Genomic DNA, 23903 nt, shown 5'->3' with positions numbered 1-23903 from the left:
CGGCGCCTGCTCCGGTGGCGGCGCCCGCCCCGGCCCCCGTCGCCGCGGCGCCGGTGGCAGCGCCTGCCGAACCGCTGCCGCCCGGCATGCGCCGCCTGACGATCCACATCGGGCCGCTGCCGCAGCCCGAGCTGGCCGACGCGCTGCAGGACCTGTTCCGCGACATCCCGGGCCTGGGCACCATGACGCCGCTGGAGTGCGCGCAGCCCGACCGGCGCATCTACTCGGTGGTCACCGGATCGACCAACGAAGACCTGCTGGACCTGTTCGTGTTCCACGTGGCCAAGGAGCTGGTGGACATCCGCGAGGAGGGCGGCGCGCCGGCGGAAGACCCGATCGCCGCCGAGGAAGCCCGCGCCGCCGCGCTGGACCAGGCCGCGGCCCAGGGCCGTCCGGCCGCCGCACCGGTGCCCGAGAGCGAGAGCTTCGGCTTCTTCCAGGAGCCCCCCGCGCAGGCGCCGGCAGCGCCGGTACGTGCGGCCGGCACGCCCGCCGCGCCTGCTGCGGCAGCGGCTGGTGGCGCCGGCGGCGCAGCCAGCCAGTCCTCGCTGGAGGCCACCTCGATCCGCGTGGCCGTCAGCAAGGTCGACCAGATCATCAACCTGGTCGGCGAACTCGTGATCACCCAGGCCATGCTGGCGCAGAACAGCCGCGCGCTGGACCCGGCGCTGCACCAGCAGCTGTTCGCGGGCCTGGCCGACCTGGACCGCAACACGCGCGACCTGCAGGAATCGGTCATGTCGATCCGCATGATCCCGATGTCCTTCGTGTTCAACCGCTTCCCGCGCATGCTGCGCGACCTGGCCAACAAGCTGGGCAAGAAGGTGGACTTCGTCACGCAGGGCGAGGCGACCGAGCTGGACAAGGGCCTGGTGGAGAAGATCACCGATCCGCTGACCCACCTCGTGCGCAACAGCTGCGACCACGGCATCGAGATGCCGGCCGACCGCCTGAAGGCCGGCAAGCCCGAGCACGGCACGATCACGCTGGCGGCCTCGCACCAGGGCGGCTCCATCGTGATCGAGGTGCGCGACGACGGCAAGGGCCTGTCGCGCGAGAAGATCCTGGCCAAGGCGCGCGAGCGCGGCCTCAACGTGTCCGACAGCATGCCCGACAGCGAGGTCTGGCAGCTGATCTTCGCGCCGGGCTTCTCGACCGCCGAGGTGGTGACCGACGTGTCCGGCCGCGGCGTGGGCATGGACGTGGTCAAGCGCAACATCGCGGCGCTGGGCGGCACGGTGGACATCGATTCGGACTTCGGCCGCGGCATGAAGGTCTCGGTGCGGCTGCCGCTCACGCTGGCCATCATGGACGGCATGTCGGTGCGCGTGGGCGACGAGGTCTACATCCTGCCCCTGTCGGCGGTGGTCGAGTCCTTCCAAGTGCAGGACGACGCCGTGAGCACGGTGGCGCAGGGCGCGCAGCTGGTGAAGGTGCGCGACGAGTTCATGCCCGTGATCGAGCTCGAGCGCCTGTTCCAGGTGCCGCCGTCCACCGACAACGGCGGCAGCGGCATCATGGTCGTGGTGGAGTCCGAGGGCAGCCGGGCCGCCCTGCTGGTGTCCGAGCTGCTGGGCCAGCACCAGGTGGTGGTGAAGAACCTGGAATCCAACTACCGCAAGGTGGCGAACGTCTCGGGCGCCACCATCCTGGGCGACGGCAAGGTCGCCCTCATTCTTGACATTGGCGCACTGGTGCGCCGCTCGCGGCATTGACGGGGATATCGGCATGGCAGCAGTTCTGGAACAGAGCGAAGGTGCGAACGCAACGGTGGCGGGCGAGTACCTGACCTTCCGGCTCGGCCAGGAGGAATACGGCATCGACATCCTGAAGGTGCAGGAGATCCGCGGCTACGAGCAGCCCACGCGCATCGCGCATGCGCCGCACTTCCTCAAGGGTGTGGTGAACCTGCGCGGCACCATCGTGCCCATCGTCGACATGCGGCTGAAGTTCAATTGCTCGCAGGCCGAATACAACAGCTTCACGGTGGTCATCATCCTGCACCTGCGTGCGCGCATCGTCGGCATCGTGGTGGACTCGGTCAGCGACGTGCTGCAACTGCAGTCCGACCAGATCCGTCCGGCGCCCGAGGTGGAGACTTCGGTGGACGCGAACTGCATCGTCGGCCTGGGCGCGCTCAGCGAACGCATGCTGATCCTGCTGGACATCGAGCGCCTGATGTCGGGCGTGGACATGGGGCTGGTGGCGGCCTGAGCCGCCCCGCGCGCACCATGGCGGCTGTCATGGCAACCGGTCAGGACGCTTCGGTCGGCCGCGAGTTCGCCTGGACCCCGGCGGACTTCACGCGCGTGCAGCGCCTGATCTACCAGCGTGCCGGCATCTCGCTGCACGACGGCAAGCACGCCATGGTCTACAGCCGCCTGTCGCGCCGCCTGCGCGACACGGGCTACAACAGCTTCGACGACTACCTGAGCTGGCTGGAACGCGACGACGGCGCCGAGTGGCAGGAGTTCGTCAACGCGCTCACCACCAACCTGACCTCGTTCTTCCGCGAGCAGCACCACTTCGTGATGCTGGACCAGCACCTGCGCCAGCACCGGCCGGCCGGCAGCGGCTGGCGCATCTGGTGCAGCGCGGCCTCGACCGGCGAGGAGCCCTATTCCATCGTCATGACGGCGATGGAGGCGCTGGGCGGTGCCAACGGCTTCGGCCTGTGGGCCAGCGACATCGATTCCAAGGTGCTGGCCACGGCGCAGCGCGGCGTGTACCGGCTCGAATCGCTCAAGGGCGTGAGCCAGGAGCGGCTGCAGCGCTTCTTCCTGCGCGGCAAGGGCAGCAACGAGGGCCTGGTGCGCGTGCGGCCCGAGCTGGTCAAGGCGGTCGAGTTCCTGCCCGTGAACCTGATCCGCAACGACTGGCCGTTCCGCGAACCTTTCGACGTGGTGTTCTGCCGCAACGTGATGATCTATTTCGACGCGCCGACCCAGCGCCAGGTGCTGGAGCGCATCCACCGCGTGATGAAGCCGGGCGGCCTGCTGTTCGTGGGCCATGCCGAGAATTTCAGCGAGTCGCGTGACCTGTTCACGCTCAAGGGAAAGACCGCATATGAGCGTCGCTGAGCCAGGCTTCCTCGGTGGCCGCCGTGCGCCGCCGCCTGTCGCCACGCCCGCGCCGCGCAGCGGGCCAGGCGCGGTGTCGCTGCAGCAGCTCAAGAGCGCGCCGCGCAAGCCGGGCGAGGCTTCCTTCTTCTACCTGGACCACCACTTCCAGTACAACGCGGTGAAGGTGCTGCCGGGCGAGTACTTCGTTTCGGGCGACGACATCGTGATGATGACGGTGCTGGGCTCGTGCATCTCGGCCTGCCTGTGGGATTCGCGCGCGCGCATCGGCGGCATGAACCACTTCATGCTGCCCGAAGGCGGCGGCGAGGACGGCTTCGGCCGCTACGGCTCCTATGCGATGGAACTGCTGATCAACGAGCTGCTCAAGAGCGGCGCGCGGCGCGAGTCGCTGCAGGCCAAGATCTTCGGCGGGGCCCAGGTGATGGCCAACTTCACGACCATGAACGTGGGCGAGCGCAACACCAAGTTCGTGGTGGACTACCTGCAGACCGAGCGCATCCCGCTGCTGTCGCAGGACGTGCTGGACATCTACCCGCGCAAGGTCTGCTTCTTCCCGGTGACGGGCAAGGCCATGGTCAAGCGGCTGGCCCATGCGCATCCGGAGCAGATCGAGATCCACGAGAAGAACGGCAATGCCGCCACCGTGGCCAAGTCCAACGCCGGCGGTTCCGTGGACCTGTTCTGAGATGGCCAAGATCCGTGTCCTCGTGGTGGACGATTCGGCGCTGGTGCGCAGCCTGCTGGCGGAGATCATCAACCGCCAGCACGACATGACCTGCGTCGGCGCGGCCAACGATCCGCTGGTGGCGCGCGAGATGATCCGTGAGCTCAACCCCGACGTGGTGACGCTGGACGTGGAGATGCCGCGCATGGACGGCATCGACTTCCTGGGCCGGCTGATGCGGCTGCGGCCCATGCCGGTGGTGATGGTCTCCACGCTGACGGCGCAGGGCGCCGAGGTGACGCTGCGCGCGCTGGAACTGGGCGCGGTGGACTTCGTGGCCAAGCCGCGCATCGGCCTGGCCACGGGCCTGCAGGAACTGGCCGGCGAGATCGTGGAGAAGGTGCGCGTGGCCTCGGTGGCCAAGTTCCGCAAGCCGCCGCCGGTGGTGGCTGCGCCGCCCGGAGCCGCCGCGCCGGCCAGCCCGCCGCCGCGCAGCGGCCTGCTGGGCCGCGTGTCGACCGAGAAGTTGATCTGCATCGGCGCCTCCACGGGCGGCACCGAGGCGATCCGCGAGGTGCTGGTGGCGATGCCGGCCGACGCGCCGGCCATCGTCATCACCCAGCACATGCCGCCGGGCTTCACGACCAGCTTCGCCGCCCGGCTGAACGGGCTGTGCCGCATCACCGTGAAGGAGGCGCAGCACGGGGAACGCATCCTGCCGGGCCATGCCTACATCGCGCCGGGCGGACGGCAGTTCCGCATCGAGCGCAGCGGCGCCAACTACATGGCGGTGGTGGAGGACGCACCGCCCGTGAACCGGCACCGGCCTTCGGTGGAAGTGCTGTTCCTGTCGGCCGCGGCGCTGGTGGGGCGCAATGCCTACGGCATCATGCTGACCGGCATGGGCAACGACGGCGCGCGCGCCATGCGCGAGATGCGCGACAAGGGCAGCTACAACTACGCGCAGGACGAAGCCAGCTGCGTGGTGTTCGGCATGCCCAAGGAGGCCATCGCCCACGGCGCGGTGGACGAGGTGCTGCCGCTGAACCAGATCGCGCCGGCCCTGCTGGCCCGGCTGGGCAGCGCCACCGATCGGCTGCACCACCGCATCTGATCAGAGCATCTCGTCGGGCGCGAGCGGGCCGATGAGCTTGAGCAGCCACTGCATGCCCAGGCCCGCATCGGGCTCGAAGCGGGTGCGGATGGGCGGGCCGTCGGGCGCGTGCCAGACCAGCTGGCCGTCCTCCAGCCCCATGCGGTAGGCGTCCTGTTCCAGCACGGGCTTGGCCATGTCTTCGGCCTGGCGCGCCAGCGTGCCGCTGCGGATCAGCAGCGCGATCTCGCTGTTCTGCAGCTGCGAGCGCAGGTCCAGGTTCATCGATCCGACCACCAGCAGGCTGTGGTCCAGCACCAGGGTCTTGGCGTGCAGGCTCGCCCGCGAAGCGCCGACGCTGCCGCCGGCGCCTGGCTGGCGCGGCGAGCTGCTTTCCGAGCCGCGCTGTGCCACGCGCGCCATGCTGGCGGAGCCTGCGGTCAGCACCGAGTCGCCGCCGCCGAGCTCGGCCCGCATCTCGTAGAGCTCCACGCCCATGTCCAGCAGGCGCTTGCGGTAGCGCGCGTAGCCCACATGGGCCAGCGGCGCATCGGTGGCGGCCAGCGAGTTGGTCAGCACGCGCACGCGCACGCCGGCGCGGCGCAGCTGGGCGAACACCTCCATCATGGCTTCGCCGGGCACGAAGTAGGGCGACACGATGAACAGGTCCTCGCGCGTGGTGGCCATCAGGCGCAGCAGGCCGTCGACCACGGTGTCCGCCTGGCCTTCCTGCTCGGAGGCGATCTTGTCGGCCTTGTCGACCAGCAGCAGCGCCGGCGCCCAGGTCAGCCGCGCGGGCGAGAGGTCCAGCGGCGAGGCGCCGGGGTCGGGATCGGGCCGGTCCAGCGGGTCGTCGGGCTTCTTGAGCGCATCGAGTTCGTCCGGGCTCAGCAGCGACTGCACGGGGTAGGCGAGTTCGTTGTTCCAGTAGGCGTCGAAGCTCGCGGACATGGCGCGCACGATGCGGCCGGCCGCCAGCACGTCCATGTCGATGAAGTTGCTTTCCTGTCCCTGGCCGAAGTAGGCATCGCCGAGGTTGCGCCCGCCCGTGATGCCCACCTGGTTGTCGGCGATGAACACCTTGTTGTGCATGCGCCGCTGGGCCTGCTCGATGTTGCCCAGCGAGCCCAGCAGCCGGCCCGCGAGCGAGCGCCGCGAGCCGGGCAGCGGGTTGTACAGCCGCACCTCGATGTTGGGCACGAAGGCCAGCCGCAGCACCTGGGCGTTGGCGCCCGTGGTGTTGAAGTCGTCGAGCAGGATGCGCACGCGCACGCCGCGCGCGGCGGCCTCGCGCAGGCGCTGCAGCAGCTGGCCGGTGCTGGGGTCGGCGAGGATGGCGTAGTACTGCAGGTCCAGCGTGCGGTCCGCGGCGTCGATCAGGCTGAGCCGGCTGGTGTAGGCCGCCTCGGTCGCGCCCAGCAGCCGAAAACCCGAGGCGTGGCGCTGGCCGGTGCGCGCGATGTGCTCGGCGATGCTGCGGCCCAGGCGGGTGTCTTCGCTTTGCGCCAGGGCCTGGGAGACGGGGCGCTGCACCTCGCTCGGCAGGCTGGCGCAGCCCGTGAGCCACAGCGCAAGCAGCACGATCAGCAGCTGCAGGGCCGGCAAGCGGCGGCGGACGGCGGGGAGGAGGGGCGGCTGCTGCATGGCGCCATGACGGTAGCCACGCCCAGCCTGGGCGTCTGTAGGCGCAACCGCTGCGCCGCTGTGGGCTCAGCCCGCTTGCTCGAGCGCCTCCCAGCGCTCCAGCGCCGCCAGCAGTTCCTCGTCCAGCGCGCTGTGGCGCTGGGCCAGCGTGGCGGCGCGCACACCGTCGGTGGCGTACAGATTGCCGCCGTCGAGCTCGGCATCGATCTGCTTCTGCTCGGCCTCGAGCGCGGCGATGCGGGCCGGCAGGGCCTCCAGCTCGCGCTGCTCCTTGTAGCTGAGCTTGCGGCGTGCGCCGGCCGCTGCGGGCGCGGGCGCGCTGGGCTTGGGCGCCACCGGGGCCGGCGCGGCAGCCGCGGCACTGGCGGCCTCGTGGGCGCGCACGCGGCGCGACTGGTCCAGCCAGTCCTGCACCGAGCCTTCGTATTCGCGCCAGCGCGCCGGCTGCTGCGGCGTGGGCTCGTGGGCGATGATGCTGGTCACCACGTTGTCGACGAAGGCGCGGTCGTGGCTGACCAGGAACACGGTGCCGGGATAGTCCTGCAGCAGCTCTTCGAGCAGTTCCAGCGTGTCGATGTCCAGGTCGTTGGTCGGCTCGTCCAGCACCAGCACGTTGGCCGGCCGCGCGAACAGCCGGGCCAGCAGCAGGCGGTTGCGCTCGCCGCCCGAGAGCGAGCGCACGGGCGAGTTGGCGCGGGCCGGCGAGAACAGGAAGTCGCCCAGGTAGCTCTTGACGTGCTTGCGCTGGTTGCCGATCTCGATCCACTCGCTGCCCGGGCTGATGAAGTCCTCCAGCGTGGCGTCGAGGTCGAGCGCGTTGCGCATCTGGTCGAAGTAGGCCACCTCCAGATTGCTGCCGCGGCGCACGCTGCCGCGGTCGGGCTCGAGCTGGCCCAGGATCAGCTTGAGCAGCGTGGTCTTGCCGGCGCCGTTGGCGCCCAGCAGGCCGACCTTGTCGCCGCGCAGGATGGTGGCGGAGAAGCCCTCGACGATGCGGCGCTCGCCGAAGGACAGGCCGACCTCGGTGAGCTCGGCCACGATCTTGCCGCTGCTCTGGCCGGTGGCCAGGTCCATGCGCACACGGCCCACGGCGTCGCGCCGCGCCGCGCGCGAGGCACGCAAGGCCTCGAGCCGGGCGATGCGGCTCTGGCTGCGCGTGCGCCGCGCCTCCACGCCCTTGCGCACCCAGATCTCTTCCTGTGCCAGCAGCTTGTCGGCCTTGGCGTTGATGACGGCCTCCTGGGCCAGTTGCTCGGCCTTGTCGCGCTGGTAGGTGGCGAAGTTGCCCGGGTAGGACATGAGCTGGCCGCGGTCCAGCTCGACGATGCGCGTGGCCACGCGGTCCAGGAAGCTCCGGTCGTGCGTGATCGTCACGATGGCGCCCTTGAAGTCGACCAGCAGGTCCTCCAGCCAGGCGATGGAGTCGAGGTCCAGGTGGTTGGTGGGCTCGTCGAGGAACAGCACGTCGGGGCGCGCGACGAGCGCCTGCGCCAGTGCGACGCGCTTGCGCGTGCCGCCCGACAGGTCGCCGACGCGGGCCTGGGCGTCCAGGTGCAGGCGCTGCAGCGTCTCTTCCACGCGCTGCTCCCAGTTCCAGGCGTCGAAGGCCTCCACCTGGGTCTGCAGCGCATCCAGGTCCATGCCCTCGCCACCTTGCAGATAGGCGTCGCGGGCCGCGATCGCCGCGGCCAATCCCGCGCTGGCCGCCTCGAACACGCTCGCGTCGGGCGGCAGCACGGGCTCCTGCGCCACATAGGCCAGACGCAGCCCCTGCTGCACGTGCAGGCTGCCGTCGTCCGCCTTCTCCAGGCCGGCCAGGATCTTCAGCAGGGACGACTTGCCTGCACCATTGCGGCCGATCAGGCCAACGCGCTCGCCGGCCTCGAGGGAGAACTGGGCACCGTCGAGCAGCGCCACGTGACCGAACGCCAGGTGGGCGTCCAACAGGGAAATCAATGCCATAGACTGAAATTATCCTGGCATCGCCGCGTGCCGCCGGCATGGCGGCACGCCGGGAAGGTCAGCCCCGGGGCTTGTACGCGATCACGTCGATCTCGACCTTGGCGTCGACCATCAGCCGCGCCTCGGTGGTCGAACGCGCGGGCTTGCCGTTGGGGAAGTACTCCAGGTAGATGCGGTTGAACGCGCCGAAGTCGCGCGCGTCGTGCAGCCAGCAGTTGCACTTGCAAACGTCGTCCAGCGTCGCGCCGGCCAGCGCCAGCGCGGCCTTGAGGTTCTCCATGACCTGGCGCGTCTGCGCCTCGATGCCGCCCACGACGATTTCGCCCTGGGCATTGCCGGGCACCTGTCCGGAGACATAGATGAAGTCGCCGGCGCGCACGGCGGGCGAGAACGGACGGACCTGGCGGTCGGAGGCGGCGGGCGGGTTGCCCAGGTATTCGAGTGGCATGGCTTGGTGCTCCTGTGAAAGTGAAGAAAGTTTATTTCATAAAAGGCGCAAAGACACCGGGAAAACCCTGGTGCGGAACTTGCAAACCTCGCGCAAAGTTCGTTTGTCTGAAATTTACTTTCACACTTCCGGTGCATCCGGAGCCACAGGAGAGCCTCGATGAGCATGACCCCCACCCTCCGCCGCCGCCATCTGGTGCATGCCGCCGCGGCTTTGGCGCTGCTGTCGCCCGCCGCCCAGCAGGCCCTGGCGCAGGCGCCGCGCGCCCACGCCACGCTGGCCATGGTGGCCGAGCCGCAGACGCTGGACCCGATGGCCAGCACGGCGGACCTGGTGGGCACCATCATGCAGCACGTGTACGAGACGCTCTACACCTTCGATGCCAAGTGGAACGTGGTGCCCATGCTGGCCGAGGGCATGCCGAAGATCTCGGCCGACGGCAAGGTCTACACCATCGCACTGCGCAAGGACGTGCAGTTGCACAACGGCCGCGCCTTGACGGCCGACGATGTGGTTGCCAGCCTGCAGCGCTGGGTCGAGCAGGCGCCGCGCGGCAAGGCCGTCGGCAAGCAGCTCGCCCACATCCAGGCCAAGGGACCGGGCACGGTGGAGATCGCCTTGAACTCGCCCTACGCACCGTTGCTGGCCCAGCTGGCGCTGCCCAGCGGCATGGCCGCCATCATGGCCAAGGAATCCATCGCCACGCCGCTCAAGGACTACGTCGGCACCGGCCCCTACAAGTTCAAGGAGCGCCGCCCCGACCAGTACCTGCTGTTGGAACGCTTCGCCCAATACGCCGCGCGCAAGGAACCCGCCAGCGGCTACGGCGGCAAGCGCGAGGCCCTGATCGGCGAGCTGCGCTTCGTGCCCGTGCCCAACGCCAACACGCGTGTGGAAGGCGCGCTGGCCGGCCAGTACGACTTCGCCGACCTGCTGCCCACGGAAGCCCTGGGCCGCCTGGAGAAGGCCGGCGGCAAGACCGTGCCCGTGCTGACGCCGTCCTTCGGATTCCCCTACCTGGTGCTCAACACCAAGGAAGGCGTGATGGCCAGCCAGCCGCTGCGCCAGGCCCTGCAGACCGCGCTGGGCGAGGGCGAGATGCTGGCCGCGGGCTTCGGCGACACGCGCTTCTTCACGGTGGAGGGCAACCACTTCCCCAAGGGCTCGCCGTTCTATTCCGCGGCCGGCACCGACCAGTACAACCAGCGCAACGCGGCCAAGGCCAAGGAACTCGCGGCCAAGGCCGGCTACAAGGGCGAGCCCATCCGCGTGCTGACCAGCCGCCAGTACGACTTCCACTACAACATGGCCCTCTTGATGGCCGAGCAGCTCAAGCGCGCCGGCTTCAAGGCCGAACTCAATGTGGTCGACTGGGCCACGCTGGTGCAGCGCCGCAACGACGCCAAGCTCTGGGACCTCTACGTCACGCACTCGGGCCAGTTCCCCGAGCCCATGCTGTCGCCGCCGCAACTGGGCGACGGCGCGCCGGGCTGGTGGGAGACGCCGGCCAAGCAGGCCGCGCTGGCCGCCTTCAACGCCGAGACCGACCCGGCCAAGCGCGGCGCGCTGTGGGGCAAGGTGCAGCAGCTGGTCTACGACGAGGTGCCCTACATCAACGTCGGCAAGTTCAGCGGCCTGTCGGCCAGGAGCCCGGCGCTGGACAACTACCAGCCCGCCACCTGGCCGTTCTTCTGGAACGCAAGAATCAAGTAACCCCCAGGCGCCTGCGGCGCTCCCCCAAGGGGGCGCACCCAGCGGCCTGGCAGAGCCAGTTCCGCGGGTGCCCTGGCACGGCCTGCTCCGCGGCCTTCGGACCCGTGGCAGAGCCTACGTCGCAGGACTCTGACAACGACAGGTTTCATCAACCGGAAGGAGGCGCCGCCGTGCACCGTTTCATCCTCTCCAAGGCCGCCGGCATGCTGGCCGTGCTGGCCATCGTCGCCGTGCTGGTGTTCGTGCTCACGCGCGCCGCCTCGGGCGATCCCGTGGCCGTGCTGCTGGGCGAGCAGGCCACGGCCGCCGACATCGCGCGCGTGCAGCAGCAGTACGGCCTGGACAAGCCATTGCCCGTGCAGTTCGGCTACTGGCTGCGCGAGGTGCTGCAGGGCAACCTGGGCGACTCCATCTTCCTGCAGCAGCCCGTCACGCAGGCCCTGGCGCAGCGCGCCGAACCCACGGCCCTGCTCACGCTGATGGCCGTGGGCCTGGCCGCGCTGATCGGCATTCCCTGCGGCATCGTCTCGGCCGTGTTCCGCGGCAAGGCGGTGGACCAGGCGTTCACGGGCATCGCCATGCTGGGCGCCAGCGTGCCGAGCTTCTGGCTGGGCATCGTGCTGATCCAGATCTTCGCCGTGAAGATGGGCTGGTTCCCGGTCTCGGGCTACGGCGACCCGGGCGCGCCGCTGGCCGAGCGCCTGCACGCGCTGGTGCTGCCCGCCACGGTGCTGGGTCTGTTGAACTCGGCGTTGATCACGCGCTTCACGCGCGCCTCCATGCTCGACGTGCTGGGCGAGGACTACGTGCGCACCGCCCGCGCCAAGGGCCTGGGTGAAGGCATCGTCGTGCTCAAGCACGCGCTGCGCAACGCCATGGTGCCCATCGTCACGGTGGTGGGCCTGACCACCGCGCTCATGATCGGCGGCGCCGTCGTGACCGAGACCGTGTTCGGCCTGCCCGGTGTGGGCAACCTCGTGGTCAACGCCGTGCTGCGGCGCGACTACCCCGTGATCCAGGGCGCGCTGCTGGTCATCGCCGCGATCTACGTGTTCATCAACTTCGCGATCGACATGCTCTATGCCGTCGTCGATCCCCGGGTCAAGGTGTAAGCCATGCGCGCCGTCCTCACCCGTCTGTTCCGCCGCCGCATCGTGCTGCTGTCGGCCATCGTGCTGGCCGCCATCGTGGTGCTGGCCCTGGGCGCCACGGTGTTCGCGAGCGCCGACCCCAACGACACGGCCGTGCTCGACCGCCTCAAGGCTCCGAGCGCCGAGCACCTGCTGGGCACCGACGAACTGGGCCGCGACCTCTACGCCCGCGTGGTGCATGGCGCGCGCTACTCGCTGTCCATCGCCGCGATGACGGCCGTGGGCGCCGTGGTGTTCGGCACGCTGGTGGGCCTCATCGCCGGCTTCTTCCGCCGGCTCGACGCGCCCATCATGCGCGTGGTCGACGCCATGATGTCCTTCCCCGACATCCTGCTGGCCATCGCGCTGGTCGCCATCCTCGGCCCGTCGCTGGCCAACGTGGTGCTGGCCCTGGTGCTGGTCTACACGCCGCGCGTGGCGCGCGTGGTGCGGGCCTCCACGCTGGTGGTGCGCGAACTGCTGTTCGTGGAGGCGGCCCGCGCCATCGGCGCACGCACGGCGCACATCCTGTGGCACCACGTGCTGCCCAACCTGCTTTCGCCCATCCTGGTGCAGGGCTCGTTCATCTTCGCCTACGCCATCCTGGCCGAGGCCGGCCTGTCCTTCCTGGGCGTGGGCGTGCCGCCCGAGATCCCGACCTGGGGCACCATGGTCGCGGGCAGCCAGCAGTACGCCGACCGCGCGTTCTGGGTCGTGCTGTTCCCGGGCCTGGCCATCATCCTGACGGCGCTCTCGTTGCAACTGCTGGGCGACGGCGTGCGCGACATGCTCGATCCCAAACTCAAGAAGGCGGCATGAGCGTCGCCCGGCCGCCCGAAGACGCTCGCACCGAAGCCGCAGGCGAAGGAATTGGAATTCACATGGACACCACCGTCACCCTGGAGCGGCGCAACGCCGCGCTCGCCATGCCCGACAGCCGCGTGCTGTCGGTGGACGGCCTCAGCGTGCGCTTCCGCACGCCCGAACGCACGGTCGAGGCCGTGCGGAACCTGTCCTTAGCCGTGGACCGCGGCCGCACGCTGGCCATCGTCGGCGAATCGGGCTCGGGCAAGTCCGTCACCTCGCTGTCGCTGATGCGGCTGATCGAACATGGGGGCGGCCAGATTGCGGGCGGCAGCGCGCTGCTGCGCCGGCGCAATGGCCAGGTGCTGGACCTCATGCAGGCCGACAAGGCGCAGATGCGTGCCGTGCGCGGCGCCGACATCGCGATGATCTTCCAGGAGCCCATGACCTCGCTGAACCCCGTGTTCACGGTCGGCGAGCAGATCGCCGAATCCGTGCGCACGCACCAGGGCAAGGACCGCGCGGCCGCCAGCGCCGAGGCGCTGCGCATGCTGGAACTGGTGCGCATCCCCGAGGCGCGCAACGTGCTGGGCCGCTACCCGCACCAGCTGTCGGGCGGCATGCGCCAGCGCGTGATGATCGCGATGGCGTTGTCGTGCAAGCCGCAGCTCCTGATCGCCGACGAGCCCACCACCGCGCTGGACGTGACCATCCAGGCCCAAATCCTGCGGCTGATCCGCCAGTTGCAGGAAGACATGGACATGGGCGTGATCTTCATCACGCACGACATGGGCGTGGTGGCCGAGGTGGCCGACCGTGTGCTCGTGATGTTCCGCGGCGACCGCGTGGAGGAGGGCACGACCGACGACGTGTTCGCGCGTCCGACGCATGCCTACACGCGGGCGCTGCTGTCGGCCGTGCCGCGCCTGGGCGCCATGCAGGGCACGGACCTGCCGCGGCCGTTCGAGCTCTTGCAGGTGGACGGCGCCAAGGCGCCCGAGCCGGCCCTGTTGACCGACACGCGCACGCCGGGCGCCGCGCCCGTGCTGCGCGTGAAGAACCTGGTCACGCGCTTCGACCTCAAGAACGGCATGTTCGGCAAGGCCACGCGGCGCGTGCACGCGGTCGAGCAGGTCAGCTTCGACCTGTACCCGGGCGAGACGCTGGCCGTGGTCGGCGAATCGGGCTGCGGCAAGTCGACCACGGGCCGCTCGCTGCTGCGCCTGGTCGAGAGCCAGGGCGGGGCCATCGAGTTCGGCGGCCGCAACATCCTGGAGCTGCCCGTGAACCAGGTGCAGGCCCTGCGGCGCGACATCCAGTTCATCTTCCAGGACCCGTTCGCCTCGCTGGACCCGCGCAAGACCGTGGGCTTCTCGCTGGCCGAGCCGCTGATGGTGCACAGGATCGGCACGCCGGCCGAGCGCGAGGCCAAGGTGCAGTGGCTGCTGCAGAAGGTGCAGCTGCCGCCCGAGGCCGCGCAGCGCCATCCGCACGAGTTCTCGGGCGGCCAGCGCCAGCGCATCGCCATCGCGCGCGCGCTCGCGCTGGAGCCCAAGGTCATCGTGGCCGACGAATCGGTGTCGGCGCTGGACGTCTCGATCCAGGCGCAGATCGTCAACCTCATGATGCAGCTGCAGCGCGAGATGGGCGTGGCCATCCTGTTCATTTCGCACGACATGGCCGTGGTCGAGCGCATCAGCCACCGCGTGGCCGTGATGTTCCTGGGCCAGATCGTGGAGATCGGCCCGCGCCGCGCGGTGTTCGAAAATCCCCAGCACGCCTACACGAAGCGCCTGATGGCGGCCGTGCCCGTGGCCGACCCGCAGCGCCGGCATGCCAAGCGCGCGCTGATCGAGGGCGAGATTCCGAGCCCCATCCGCGCCGTGGGCGATGAGCCCGTGGTGCAGCCGCTCGTGGAAGTCGGGCCTGGGCACTTTGTCGCGCGCCATCCGATTGCGGGAGGGTTTTGAGATGCGGCCTTGTTCAGGCGGGGCGCGCGACCCCGCCGACGGCGTACTCCACTCCGCGAATGTCCCCCGGCCTTGCCCGCCTTGCCGGCCGGGGGCCGTCAAGGCGGGCAAGGCCTCCTCCTTTATTTCGCTGCGTGGAGTACACCATCGACGTGGTCTGGCAGCGGCGCGTCGCACGCCGGCGCACGACGCGACGTGCCCGGGGTCGAGGGTACTGGGTGGCCCCTGCAGCGAAATAAAGGAGGAGCCTGGGCCGCCTGCGGCCCTGGCGGGGGACATTCGCGGAAGGGGCCGCCCGGTGGCCTCGGCCCACGCGCAACCTGTGTATCGACTCAACCATGACAACTGACACCATCCTCGACACTAGCTACAAGGGCTTCCCGCGCACCTCGCCGCCGCTCGCGCGCAGCGCCATCGGCAGTGCCGGCTGGCATGTGCTGGACGGCAAGCTGCCGCTGCCGCTGGCCGTGATCAAGCGCAGCGCGCTTGCCCACAACCTGGCCTGGATGCAGGCCTTCGTGCGCGAGCGCGGCATCGAGCTCGCGCCGCATGGCAAGACCACCATGTCGCCCGAACTGTTCTCGCGCCAGCTCGCCGCCGGCGCCTGGGGCCTGACCTTCGCCACCGTCACACAGCTGGCCGTGGGCGTGGCCGCGGGCGCGCGCCGCACGCTGATCGCCAACCAGGTCGTGACCGACGACGACCTGGCCGGCATCCAGGCGCTGCTGGCCGCACACGAAGGACTGCGCGTGGTCTTCCTCGTGGATTCGCTGGCCCAGCTGGGGCTGATCGAGCAGTGGTTCGCGGCCCACCCGGCCAGCCAGCTCTTCGAGGTCATGCTCGAGGTCGGCGTGCCCGGCGCCCGCACGGGCTGCCGCACGCAAGACGAAGCCGCCACGCTGGCCCGTGCGCTCAAGGCCAGCACTGCAGTGCGCCTGGCCGGCATCGAGTGCTACGAAGGCGGCGGCGCCACCGGCCGCAGCGACCACGATGCGGCCTATGCCGATGCGCTCATGACCCGCGTGGAAGCCATCGCCAGGCTCTGCGCCGAGGAAGCCCTGTTCGAGAACGACGAGGTGCTGCTCTCGGCCGGCGGCTCCGCCATCTTCGACCTCGTGGCCGACCGCCTCACGCCCGCGCTGGGCCGGCCCGTGCGCGGCCTGCTGCGCTCGGGCTGCTATGTCACGCACGACCATGGCAACTACAAGCGCCTGCTGGCGTCCGTGGCGGAGCGCTGCGGCTGCACCGAGACGCTGCTGCCCGCGCTGGAGGTCTGGGCCGCCGTGCAGTCGCGGCCCGAGCCGGGCCTGGCCATCCTGACCTGCGGCCGGCGCGACATTTCCTACGACCTGGAGATGCCGATCCCGTTCGCGCGCGCGCCGCGCGGCGTGCTGGCGCCGCAGGCGATTCCTGCCAGCTGGAAGATCACGGCCCTCAACGACCAGCATGCCTACCTGCGCTGGGATGCCGCCGACGAGGCCAGCGCACCGGTCGTGGGCGAGCGCATCGGCCTGGGCATCTCGCATCCTTGCACCACCTTCGACAAATGGCACTGGATGCCCATCGTCGAGGACGACTACCGCGTGACCGACGCCGTCACGCTGCACTTCTGATGAACGCCTCGACCACCCTGCTCGAACGCATGGCCCTGGCGCGCGAATCGGCGCCCGCCACGCGCCGCGCCATCCTGCAAGCCATGCTGGAGGACCCGGACCGCACGCTGGAGGAGAGCTTCGAGCAGCTCGCCGAGCGCTCGGGCAGCTCGGTGCCCACCATCATGCGCACCTGCCGCGACCTGGGCTTCGCCGGCCTGCGCGAGTTCAAGCTCGCGCTCGCGCAGGAACTCGCGCTGGGCGGCTCGCCGCTGCACCGGCGCGTGAACATCGCCGATGCGGCCGACGAAGTGGTCGGCAAGATCGCGCGCAGCGCCGCGGCCTCGGTGGCCGGCGTGCGCAACCAGCTCGACATGGACGTGCTGCAGGCCGCGGTGGACGCCATCGCCGGCGCCACGCACATCGACATCGTCGGCGCCGGCAACACCTCGTGGTTCATGGCGACCGACCTGCAGGCGCGGCTGTTCCGGCTCGGCCTGTCGGCCACGGCCTGGGCCGACTACCACCTGCAGCAGGTGGCGGCCGGCGCGCAGAAGGCCGGCGGCGTGGTCGTCGCGATCACGCACGTGGGCGGCATGCCCAGCCTGCTCGACGCGGTGGACATCGCGCGCGCCCAGGGCGCCAAGGTGGTGGCCATCACGCGGCCCGGCACGCCGCTGGCAGCGCGGGCCGACTGGCTGCTGGGCCTGACGGTTCCGGACGACGCGGTCATGCACGTGGGCATCGACGCCTACCTCGTGCACCTGACGCTGATCGAGGTGCTGACCGTGCTGGTCGCCCAGCGCGTGGGCGAGCCTGCCGTGCGCCGCCTGCGCGGCGTGCGCGAGGCGCTGCAGCGCCATGGCGTGGACGTGCGGACCCACCCGCTGCAGAGCTGGGATGGCGATGGAGTGCAACGTGGCTGAATCCAACCTGTTCGAAAACGGCCTCATCGTCGACGGCTCGGGCGGCCCGTCCTGGACCGGCGACCTGCTGCTCGTGGACGGTCGCATCGCGGCGCTGGGCGCCGGGCTGCGCACGCGCCTGCCGGCCGGCCTGGACATTGCCGACGTCGACGTGGTGGACTGCCGCGGCCAGGCCATCGCGCCCGGCTTCATCGACTGCCACACGCACGACGACGCCATCGTGCTGCACACGCCCGAGTACCTGGCCAAGCTCTCGCAGGGCATCACCACCGTGGTCACGGGCAACTGCGGCATCTCGCTGGCGCCCTATGCCACGGCCCAGGCCAAGCCGCCGCTCACACTGCTGGGCCCCGAGTCCTTCCGCTACGCCACGCTGGCCGCCTACCGCGCCGCTGTGCAGGCCGCGCAGCCCGCGCTCAACGTGGCCGCGCTGATCGGCCACACCACGCTGCGCTTCGCGGCCATGGACGACCTCACGCGCGCCGCCACGGCTGAGGAGCGCGCCACCATGGCCGCGCTGCTCGACGCCGCGATGGCCGAGGGCGCGCTGGGCCTGTCCTCGGGCCTGTTCTACGAAGAGGCTTTCGCCGCGCCGGCCGACGAGGTGACGGACCTGGCGCGCGTCGTCGCGCGCCACGGCGGTGTCTATGCCACGCACCTGCGCAGCGAGATGCAGACCATCCTGGAGGCCATGCTCGAGGCAGGCGACTGCGCCTTCGAGGCCGGCGTGCCGCTCGTGCTCTCGCACCACAAGTGCGCGGGTCCTTCGCAATGGGGCCGTACGCGCGAGACCTTGCCGCTGGTCGAAGAGCTTGCGAAGCGGCAGGACGTGGCACTGGACGTCTACCCCTATGTCGCCGGCTCCACGGTCCTGCGCGAAGACCTGGTCGACGGCGTCATCGACGTGCTGCTGACCTGGAGCGACACCCACCCCGAATGCACGGGCCGCCTCGTGGCCGACATCGCCGCCGAATGGGGCGTGGACCAAAAGACCGCGGCGCGCCGGCTCATGCCGGGCGGCGCCTGCTACTTCCAGATGCGCGAGGACGATGTGGAGCGTGTGATCGCCCACCCGCGGGCCATGGTCGGCAGCGACGGCCTGCCGCACGACCGGCATCCGCACCCGCGGCTGTGGGGCGCCTTCCCGCGCGTGTTCGCGCGCTACTGGCGCGGCCGCGGCCTGTTCACGCTGGAGCAGACCGTGCACAAGATGACCGGCATGACGGCGAAGAACTTCCGCCTCTCCGGCCGCGGCCTGCTGCGCGTGGGCCATGCCGGCGACGTGGTGGTGTTCGACCCCGCGCGCATCGCCGATGTCGCGACCTACGACCAGCCGGTGCAGGCCAGCGTGGGCGTGGTCGCGGTCTACGTGAACGGGCGCTGCGCCTACCGCGAGGGCGCGCTGGAGGTGCTGGCGCGCGAGGGCAGGATGCTCGCGCGCGGCGAAGCCTAGGCTCTCAGCCCGCCTGCTCGGCGCAGGTCCGCGGCGCCACGGTGGCGCGCCGTGCCTGGGCCCGCGCATTGGCCAGCGCCCAGAAGTACACGGCCAGCCCGGCCAGCGCGAGCGCCACGCCGACCCAGCCCGTGGAGGTCCAGCCGAAGCCGGCGCTGATGGCCACGCCGCCCAGCCAGGCGCCCACGGCGTTGGCCACGTTGAAGGCCGAGTGGTTGAGCGCGGCGGCCAGGGTTTGCGCATCGCCGGCCACGTCCATCAGGCGCACCTGCAAGGCCGGGCCGATGGCGACCACGGTGCCGACCAGGAACAGGTTGATGGCGGCCGTGACGGGATGGTGCGCCGCCACCGTGAACAGCCCCAGCACCAGGCCGGACCACAGCAGCATGGCACCGATGCTGCGCATCAGCGCGCGGTCCGCCAGGCGCGAGCCGACCAGGTTGCCGGCCACCATGCCCAGACCGAACAGCGCCAGCACCACAGGGACCCAGGACAGCGGCATGCCGGCCACCTCGAGCAGCGTGGGCTTGATGTAGCTGAACACCGCGAACATGCCGCCGAAGCCGATCGCGCCGATGCCCAGCGTGAGCCAGACCTGGGGCCGGGCCAGCGCGCCGAGCTCGCGCAGCGGGCTGGCACCGGCATCGGGCTGCAGCTCTGGCACGTTGCGCTGCACCAGCACCGCGGCGGCCAGCGCGATCGCGCCGACCAGCACGAAGGCGGCGCGCCAGCCCAGCCACTGGCCCAGTGCCGCGGCGATCGGCACGCCGACCAGCGTGGCGCTGGTCAGCCCCAGCATCACCAGGCCCACGGCCTGGGCCCGGCGCCCGGGCGGGGCGAGAGCGGCCGCTACCAGCGCTGCCACGCCGAAGTAGGTGCCGTGCGGCAGGCCGGCCGCGAAGCGCAGCAAATTCAGCGACCAGTAGCCCGGTGCCGCGGCACTCGCGAAGTTGCCGAGCGCGAACACCGCCATCAGCGCGACCAGCAGTGCGCGCCGCCCCATGCTGGCCGCCAGCACGGCCAGCACCGGCGCACCGATCACCACGCCCAGCGCGTAGGCGCTGATCACGTGGCCGGCCTGCGGGATGCTGGTGCCGATGTCGGCCGCCACTTCGGGCAAGAGGCCCATGATCACGAACTCGCCGGTGCCGATGGCGAAGCCGCCCACGCCGAGCGAGAAGACGGCGCGGGCAAAGCCCGGGGTGGCAGCAGCAGGCGTGGCTGTGCCGCCGGTGGTGGGAATGCTGTTCAAGACGGGAGACTCCTGGGCGCGGACTGCGCGGCGCGGTCCGGTCGGCCGGATTTTCTAGGGGAAAACCCGGGGCACCGACCTTACCACGCGAGCCACGTTCGCGCTGCCCCGCTCACGGCGGCGCCGCGGCGTCCCAGCGCACGGCGGCCCAGTGCAAGGGGTTCCAGCCCGGCGCACGCGCGATCTGCACCGTGCCGGCGGGCAGGCGCCAGCGCAGGGCGGCCACAGCCTGGCCGTCGGCGGCGACGGCCTCGTCGGGCGGGCCCAGGCGTTCGCTCAGCATGCCGACGGCGTGGTGGTGCTCCCACCAGGGCAGCAGCAGCTCTACCGACTGCAGCCGCGCGTCCTCGAAGCGGGCGCGCAGCGCCGCGGCGGGCAGTCCGTTGACCCGGGCCAGGGCGGCTTCGCAGACGCTGGCCTGGGCCTGGGCCTGGGCCTGGGCCTGGGCCTGGGCCTGGCAGGTCAGCGGCAGGCCGCCGAGCTGCCGGGCCAGCGCGGCCGGGTCCAGTTTGCGCGACAGGCGGGCGTGGTCCAGCGCCAGGTCGGCGCGCGCGCCGCTGCCGGTCCAGCGCGCCAGCTGGGCCGGCAGTTCGGCGCGGCCGGCCCACAGCAGGCCGGCCAGCGCCAGCAGTGTCGCGAGCAGCAGCGCGCCGCTGCGGCGCGGGCGCGGTTCAGGGCGGGGTTGGGGGGGCAAGCGCAGGCTTTCGGGTGGCAGGAAGGGGCGCGCGGCGCACGGATTCGGCGAGTTCGCGCAGCGCCAGTTGCATCTGGCCGGACAGCTGCGCGAGCTGCGCTGCGGCGTCGGCCGGCAGGTCCGGGTCGCGCCGCAGCATGGCCTGCTCCAGCGCCAGCGATCGTGTGGTGATGGCGCAGATCTGCAGATACATCTGCACCAGGCGGCCGGTCGGCTCCCAGCGCGGCACGCGCAGTGGCGCCAGCTCCTCGGCGATGGCGCTGCAGGCCGGACCGATGGCGCGCTCGGCGTTCTGCAGGAACACGGGCTGGCGGATCTCGCCGCGCTGCAGGCGCTGGGCCTCCAGCGCCATCTGGCGGAAGCCCTGGTCGAAGCGGCGCGCGGTGTCGGGCAGAAGTTCCTGCGCGGCGTAGACCTGGGCATGCCAGACGCGCGGCACCGGCGTGGCCAGCACGCTGTAGCCCACCGCGGCCGCCGCCAGCACGCCCATGGCGGCGGCGCGCTTGTGGCGCCGGCGCGCGGCCACCTGGCGGTCGATCGGGGCCAGCAGCACCAGGCCCAGCAGCATGCCGCAGGCCAGGCCGCCGACATGGGCGGCGTTGTCCACGTTCTCCTGCGTGAAGCCGTGCAGCAGCGAGTAGCCGATGAAAAAGCCCAGCCCGGTCCACAGCCGGCGCAAGTTGGTGGCCGGCACCAGGTGGCGGTAGTGCCAGCTGGCCGTCACCAGCGCGCCCAGCACGCCGAACACCGCGCCCGAGGCGCCGACCGAGACCGCGTTCTGCGCCGCGTAGTGCAGGCTGGCGGCGCTGCCGGCCAGCGCGCTGGCCCCGTAGACCAGCGCGAACTGCCCGTTGCCGAGCAGGCGGCACAGCTGCTTGCCGGCTTCCCACAGGCCCAGCATGTTGAAGCTCAAATGCACGATGCCGCCGTGCAGGAAGGCGGCGGTGAGCAGTCGCCACCACTGGCCGTCCAGCACCACGGCCGAGGCCGCGTTGGCGCCCCAGGCGAAGAGTTCGGGCGAGGACGGCCGGACCGGGCTCAGGCCGGCGGCCCAGTTCATGGCCCAGACCAGCACGTTGGCCGCCACCACCGCGTACAGCGCCCAGGGCGTGGGCACCAGGGTGTCCAGGTGGTTCTCGAAGGCGTCCTCGTCGCGCGTGGCGCGCCGGCCGGCCGCCTCGCCCGCGCCCGCGCGCAGGCGCAGCACGTCGAGCCGGGCGTGGATGGCGTCGTAGGCAATGTCCTGCTGGCGTGGGCTCAGCAGGTGCAGGCTCACGCGCGGGCGCGCCGGGTTGCGGCGCAGCCAGCCCTGGGGCTGGTCGGGGTGGGCGGCGTCGGGCCGGCGCTGCAGGCGCAGCATGCCGCCGCGCTCCAGCTGCGCGTCCTCCAGCACATGCCAGGGCACGGGCGGCTGCAGCGTGGCGCCCGAGATGCCGCGCCCGTCCAGCCGCAGCACCGGCGCGTTGCTGGCGGCGTGGCGCCACAGCGTGCGCGCCAGCCACCAGCAGGGCAGCAGCACGGCCAGGCCGGCCAGCACGCGCCAGGCCGGCGCCAGGCCGGGCAGCTGCGCGGCCGCAAACCAGGCGAGTCCGGGCCCGGCCAGCACCAGCAGCCCGGCCAACAGCAGGCTCTCGCGCCGGCGCGTGGGCGCGAACTCGAGCGGGGTGAACAGCCCGGTGTCGGGCGCGTCCTGCTGCATCAGAGGGTGTTTCCGAAATCAACAGGCCCACGCCGGGGCGCCCTGCGGCCCTGGGCAAGGCGCGACACGCAGGCCGTGCTGCCCGCCCGGCCAAGTGGCGCAACGCAGCCCAGGGCCGCAGGGCGCCCCGGCCCGAAGGGTGCGGCCCCAGGGCACGCCCACTCGGCGTTGCAAGGCTTGTGCGGGCAGACAGCCCGCACGGCGCCTTGCGCCTTGATTGGCCGCGCCCTGGGGCCGCACGTGGGCCTGCTCATTTCGGAGACACCCTCTCAGCCGAACAGATCGGGCGCGGCCTGCGGCGGCGTCACGCCCAGGTGGCGGAACGCGGCCTGGGTGGCGATGCGCCCGCGCGGCGTGCGTTGCAAGAAGCCCTGCTGGATCAGGTAGGGCTCGATCACGTCCTCGATCGTGCCGGACTCCTCGCCGATGCTGGCGGCGATGTTGTCCAGGCCCACGGGCCCGCCATCGAAGCGGTGGATCACGGCCTCCAGCAGCTTGCGGTCCATCACGTCGAAGCCCTGCGGGTCCACGTCGAGCAGCGCCAGCGCGCGGTTGGCGATGTCCTGCGTGATGGTGCCCGTGCCCTTCACCTCGGCGAAGTCGCGCACGCGGCGCAGCAGCCGGTTGGCGATGCGCGGCGTGCCGCGCGAGCGCGTGGCGATCTCCAGGCTGCCGGCGGGCTCGATCGGCACCTGCAGCAGCCCGGCGCTGCGCGTGACGATGCGCGACAACTCCTCGGCCGTGTAGAACTCCAGCCGCGCGACGATGCCGAAGCGGTCGCGCAGCGGGTTGGTCAGCATGCCCGCGCGCGTGGTGGCGCCCACCAGCGTGAAGGGCTGCAGGTCCAGCTTGATGCTGCGCGCGGCCGGGCCCTCGCCGATCATGATGTCGATCTGGTAGTCCTCCAGCGCCGGGTAGAGGATTTCCTCGACCAGCGGGCTCAGCCGGTGGATCTCGTCGATGAACAGCACGTCGTTGCGTTCCAGGTTGGTCAGCAGCGCCGCCAGGTCCTTGGGTTTCTCGAGCACCGGGCCGCTGGTCTGGCGCATGTTGACGCCCAGCTCCTGCGCGATGATGTGCGACAGCGTCGTCTTTCCGAGGCCCGGCGGGCCGAACAGCAGCACATGGTCGAGCGCCTCGCTGCGCTTTCGGGCCGCGCCGATGAAGATCTCCAGCTGCTCGCGCGCCTTGGCCTGGCCGACGTACTCGTCCAGCAGCTTGGGCCGCAGCGCCCGCTCGATCGCCTCCTCGTTGGGCGAGGCGGGCGCGGCCGACACCACACGGCGCTCCGGTGGCATGGCGAAGTTGTCAGTCTGGATGGACACGGGGAAGGCGCAAGGCGGGATCAGGGGGGAAGCGGGCACTATAGCCGGGCATCCGGCCGGTTTGCGGGCGCCATTTGCACATCGCCGGCGCTCAAGTCGCGGCCATCCGCGCCGATACCGCAAGAGGGGCCCAAGGGCGCCATCCATCCACCATGCCGACCGCCTTGCCCATCGCCTTGCCTTTGCCCGGTTTCCTTCTGGCCACCCTGCTGGGCGGCGTGCTGGCATGCGGGGCCGTGCGGGCGCAGACGCAGCCGGCCCCAGGCGGCAACGAACGCATGTCGCAGCAGCTGCGCGAAGCCATCGAGCGGGCCAACGGCCAGCGCACCCCCCCGGCCACGCGGCCCGCCAAGGGCGCACCAGCGCCGGCGGCGCCGACGCCCAGCGTGACCGTCAACGTGGGACAGGGCGGCGCCTTGCGCGTGGGCCCCACGCCGCCCCAGGCGCCGGC

Annotated in this window: 19 protein-coding genes; 12 read left to right on the top strand and 7 right to left on the bottom strand. The window is 71.1% G+C overall.

The window, feature by feature from the left end:
- The 5 genes from IE209_RS18600 to IE209_RS18580 all read left to right on the top strand — a co-directional run.
- A partial coding sequence (locus IE209_RS18600) for a chemotaxis protein CheW (protein WP_229882937.1) occupies window positions 1-1715 on the top strand: 1715 nt, incomplete at its 5' end.
- A gap of 13 nt (window positions 1716-1728) precedes the next feature.
- Window positions 1729-2214 (top strand): chemotaxis protein CheW, encoded by a 486-nt coding sequence (locus IE209_RS18595; RefSeq protein ID WP_145547490.1) that lies wholly within the window; start codon window positions 1729-1731, stop codon window positions 2212-2214.
- A 29-nt stretch (window positions 2215-2243) separates the two neighbouring features.
- Window positions 2244-3080: a CheR family methyltransferase gene (locus tag IE209_RS18590; protein ID WP_229882936.1), complete on the top strand. Its 837-nt coding sequence runs from the start codon at window positions 2244-2246 to the stop codon at window positions 3078-3080.
- Window positions 3067-3768, top strand: coding sequence for a chemoreceptor glutamine deamidase CheD (gene cheD / locus IE209_RS18585; RefSeq protein ID WP_189688430.1), 702 nt, complete (start codon window positions 3067-3069; stop codon window positions 3766-3768). The genes IE209_RS18590 and cheD overlap by 14 nt, the downstream gene beginning before the upstream one ends.
- Window position 3769: 1 nt before the next feature.
- Entirely contained in the window at window positions 3770-4861 is a 1092-nt protein-coding gene (locus IE209_RS18580) for a protein-glutamate methylesterase/protein-glutamine glutaminase (RefSeq protein ID WP_189688429.1), read from the top strand.
- Here the strand turns inward: IE209_RS18580 and IE209_RS18575 are convergent, their stop codons facing one another.
- The 3 genes from IE209_RS18575 to IE209_RS18565 all read right to left on the bottom strand — a co-directional run bounded on the left by IE209_RS18575 (window position 4862) and on the right by IE209_RS18565 (window position 8894).
- Window positions 4862-6484 carry a phospholipase D-like domain-containing protein gene (locus tag IE209_RS18575; protein ID WP_189688428.1) on the bottom strand — a complete coding sequence of 541 codons (1623 nt, stop codon included), beginning with the start codon at window positions 6482-6484 and terminating at the stop codon, window positions 4862-4864.
- A gap of 66 nt (window positions 6485-6550) precedes the next feature.
- A complete protein-coding gene (locus IE209_RS18570; RefSeq protein ID WP_189688427.1) occupies window positions 6551-8446 on the bottom strand; it encodes an ABC-F family ATP-binding cassette domain-containing protein in 1896 nt (631 codons plus the stop codon).
- Between the two features lie 58 nt (window positions 8447-8504).
- Complete coding sequence (locus tag IE209_RS18565) at window positions 8505-8894, bottom strand: RidA family protein (protein WP_189688426.1); 390 nt, start codon at window positions 8892-8894, stop codon at window positions 8505-8507.
- Between the two features lie 165 nt (window positions 8895-9059).
- On the opposite strand from IE209_RS18565, the gene IE209_RS18560 reads away from it, so the two are divergent.
- From IE209_RS18560 to IE209_RS18530, 7 genes are all read left to right on the top strand, one after another.
- The gene (locus tag IE209_RS18560; protein WP_229882935.1) at window positions 9060-10607 is read left to right on the top strand and encodes an ABC transporter substrate-binding protein; all 1548 of its coding nucleotides are present in this window, start codon (window positions 9060-9062) and stop codon (window positions 10605-10607) included.
- A gap of 170 nt (window positions 10608-10777) precedes the next feature.
- Complete coding sequence (locus IE209_RS18555; protein ID WP_189688424.1) at window positions 10778-11719, top strand: ABC transporter permease; 942 nt, start codon at window positions 10778-10780, stop codon at window positions 11717-11719.
- 3 nt (window positions 11720-11722) lie between these two features.
- Window positions 11723-12556, top strand: a complete 834-nt coding sequence (locus IE209_RS18550; RefSeq protein ID WP_189688423.1) for an ABC transporter permease — start codon at window positions 11723-11725, stop codon at window positions 12554-12556.
- 62 nt (window positions 12557-12618) lie between these two features.
- Window positions 12619-14511: a dipeptide ABC transporter ATP-binding protein gene (locus tag IE209_RS18545; RefSeq protein WP_229882934.1), complete on the top strand. Its 1893-nt coding sequence runs from the start codon at window positions 12619-12621 to the stop codon at window positions 14509-14511.
- A gap of 338 nt (window positions 14512-14849) precedes the next feature.
- Window positions 14850-16124 carry an amino acid deaminase gene (locus IE209_RS18540; protein WP_189688422.1) on the top strand — a complete coding sequence of 425 codons (1275 nt, stop codon included), beginning with the start codon at window positions 14850-14852 and terminating at the stop codon, window positions 16122-16124.
- Entirely contained in the window at window positions 16124-17029 is a 906-nt protein-coding gene (locus tag IE209_RS18535) for a MurR/RpiR family transcriptional regulator (protein ID WP_189688421.1), read from the top strand. The genes IE209_RS18540 and IE209_RS18535 overlap by 1 nt, the downstream gene beginning before the upstream one ends.
- Entirely contained in the window at window positions 17022-18482 is a 1461-nt protein-coding gene (locus tag IE209_RS18530; RefSeq protein ID WP_373305378.1) for an N-acyl-D-amino-acid deacylase family protein, read from the top strand. Before IE209_RS18535 ends, IE209_RS18530 begins: the two co-directional genes overlap by 8 nt.
- 4 nt (window positions 18483-18486) lie before the next feature.
- On the opposite strand, the gene IE209_RS18525 is transcribed toward IE209_RS18530, so the two are convergent.
- From IE209_RS18525 to ruvB, 4 genes are all read right to left on the bottom strand, one after another.
- Window positions 18487-19734: an MFS transporter gene (locus tag IE209_RS18525; RefSeq protein ID WP_373305377.1), complete on the bottom strand. Its 1248-nt coding sequence runs from the start codon at window positions 19732-19734 to the stop codon at window positions 18487-18489.
- A 112-nt stretch (window positions 19735-19846) separates the two neighbouring features.
- Window positions 19847-20428, bottom strand: a complete 582-nt coding sequence (locus tag IE209_RS18520) for a hypothetical protein (protein ID WP_189688419.1) — start codon at window positions 20426-20428, stop codon at window positions 19847-19849.
- A complete protein-coding gene (locus IE209_RS34230) occupies window positions 20406-22127 on the bottom strand; it encodes a rhomboid family intramembrane serine protease (protein ID WP_189688418.1) in 1722 nt (573 codons plus the stop codon). Before IE209_RS34230 ends, IE209_RS18520 begins: the two co-directional genes overlap by 23 nt.
- 269 nt (window positions 22128-22396) lie before the next feature.
- Window positions 22397-23452, bottom strand: a complete 1056-nt coding sequence (gene ruvB / locus IE209_RS18510) for a Holliday junction branch migration DNA helicase RuvB (protein ID WP_189688417.1) — start codon at window positions 23450-23452, stop codon at window positions 22397-22399.
- Window positions 23453-23903 lie beyond the last annotated feature (451 nt).

It is taken from the genome of Pseudorhodoferax aquiterrae, from assembly GCF_014652235.1.
GTDB lineage: Bacteria > Pseudomonadota > Gammaproteobacteria > Burkholderiales > Burkholderiaceae_C > Pseudorhodoferax > Pseudorhodoferax aquiterrae.
The sequence above is the reverse complement of the archived record's forward strand: the minus strand, read 5'-3'. Positions and strand labels throughout refer to the sequence as shown.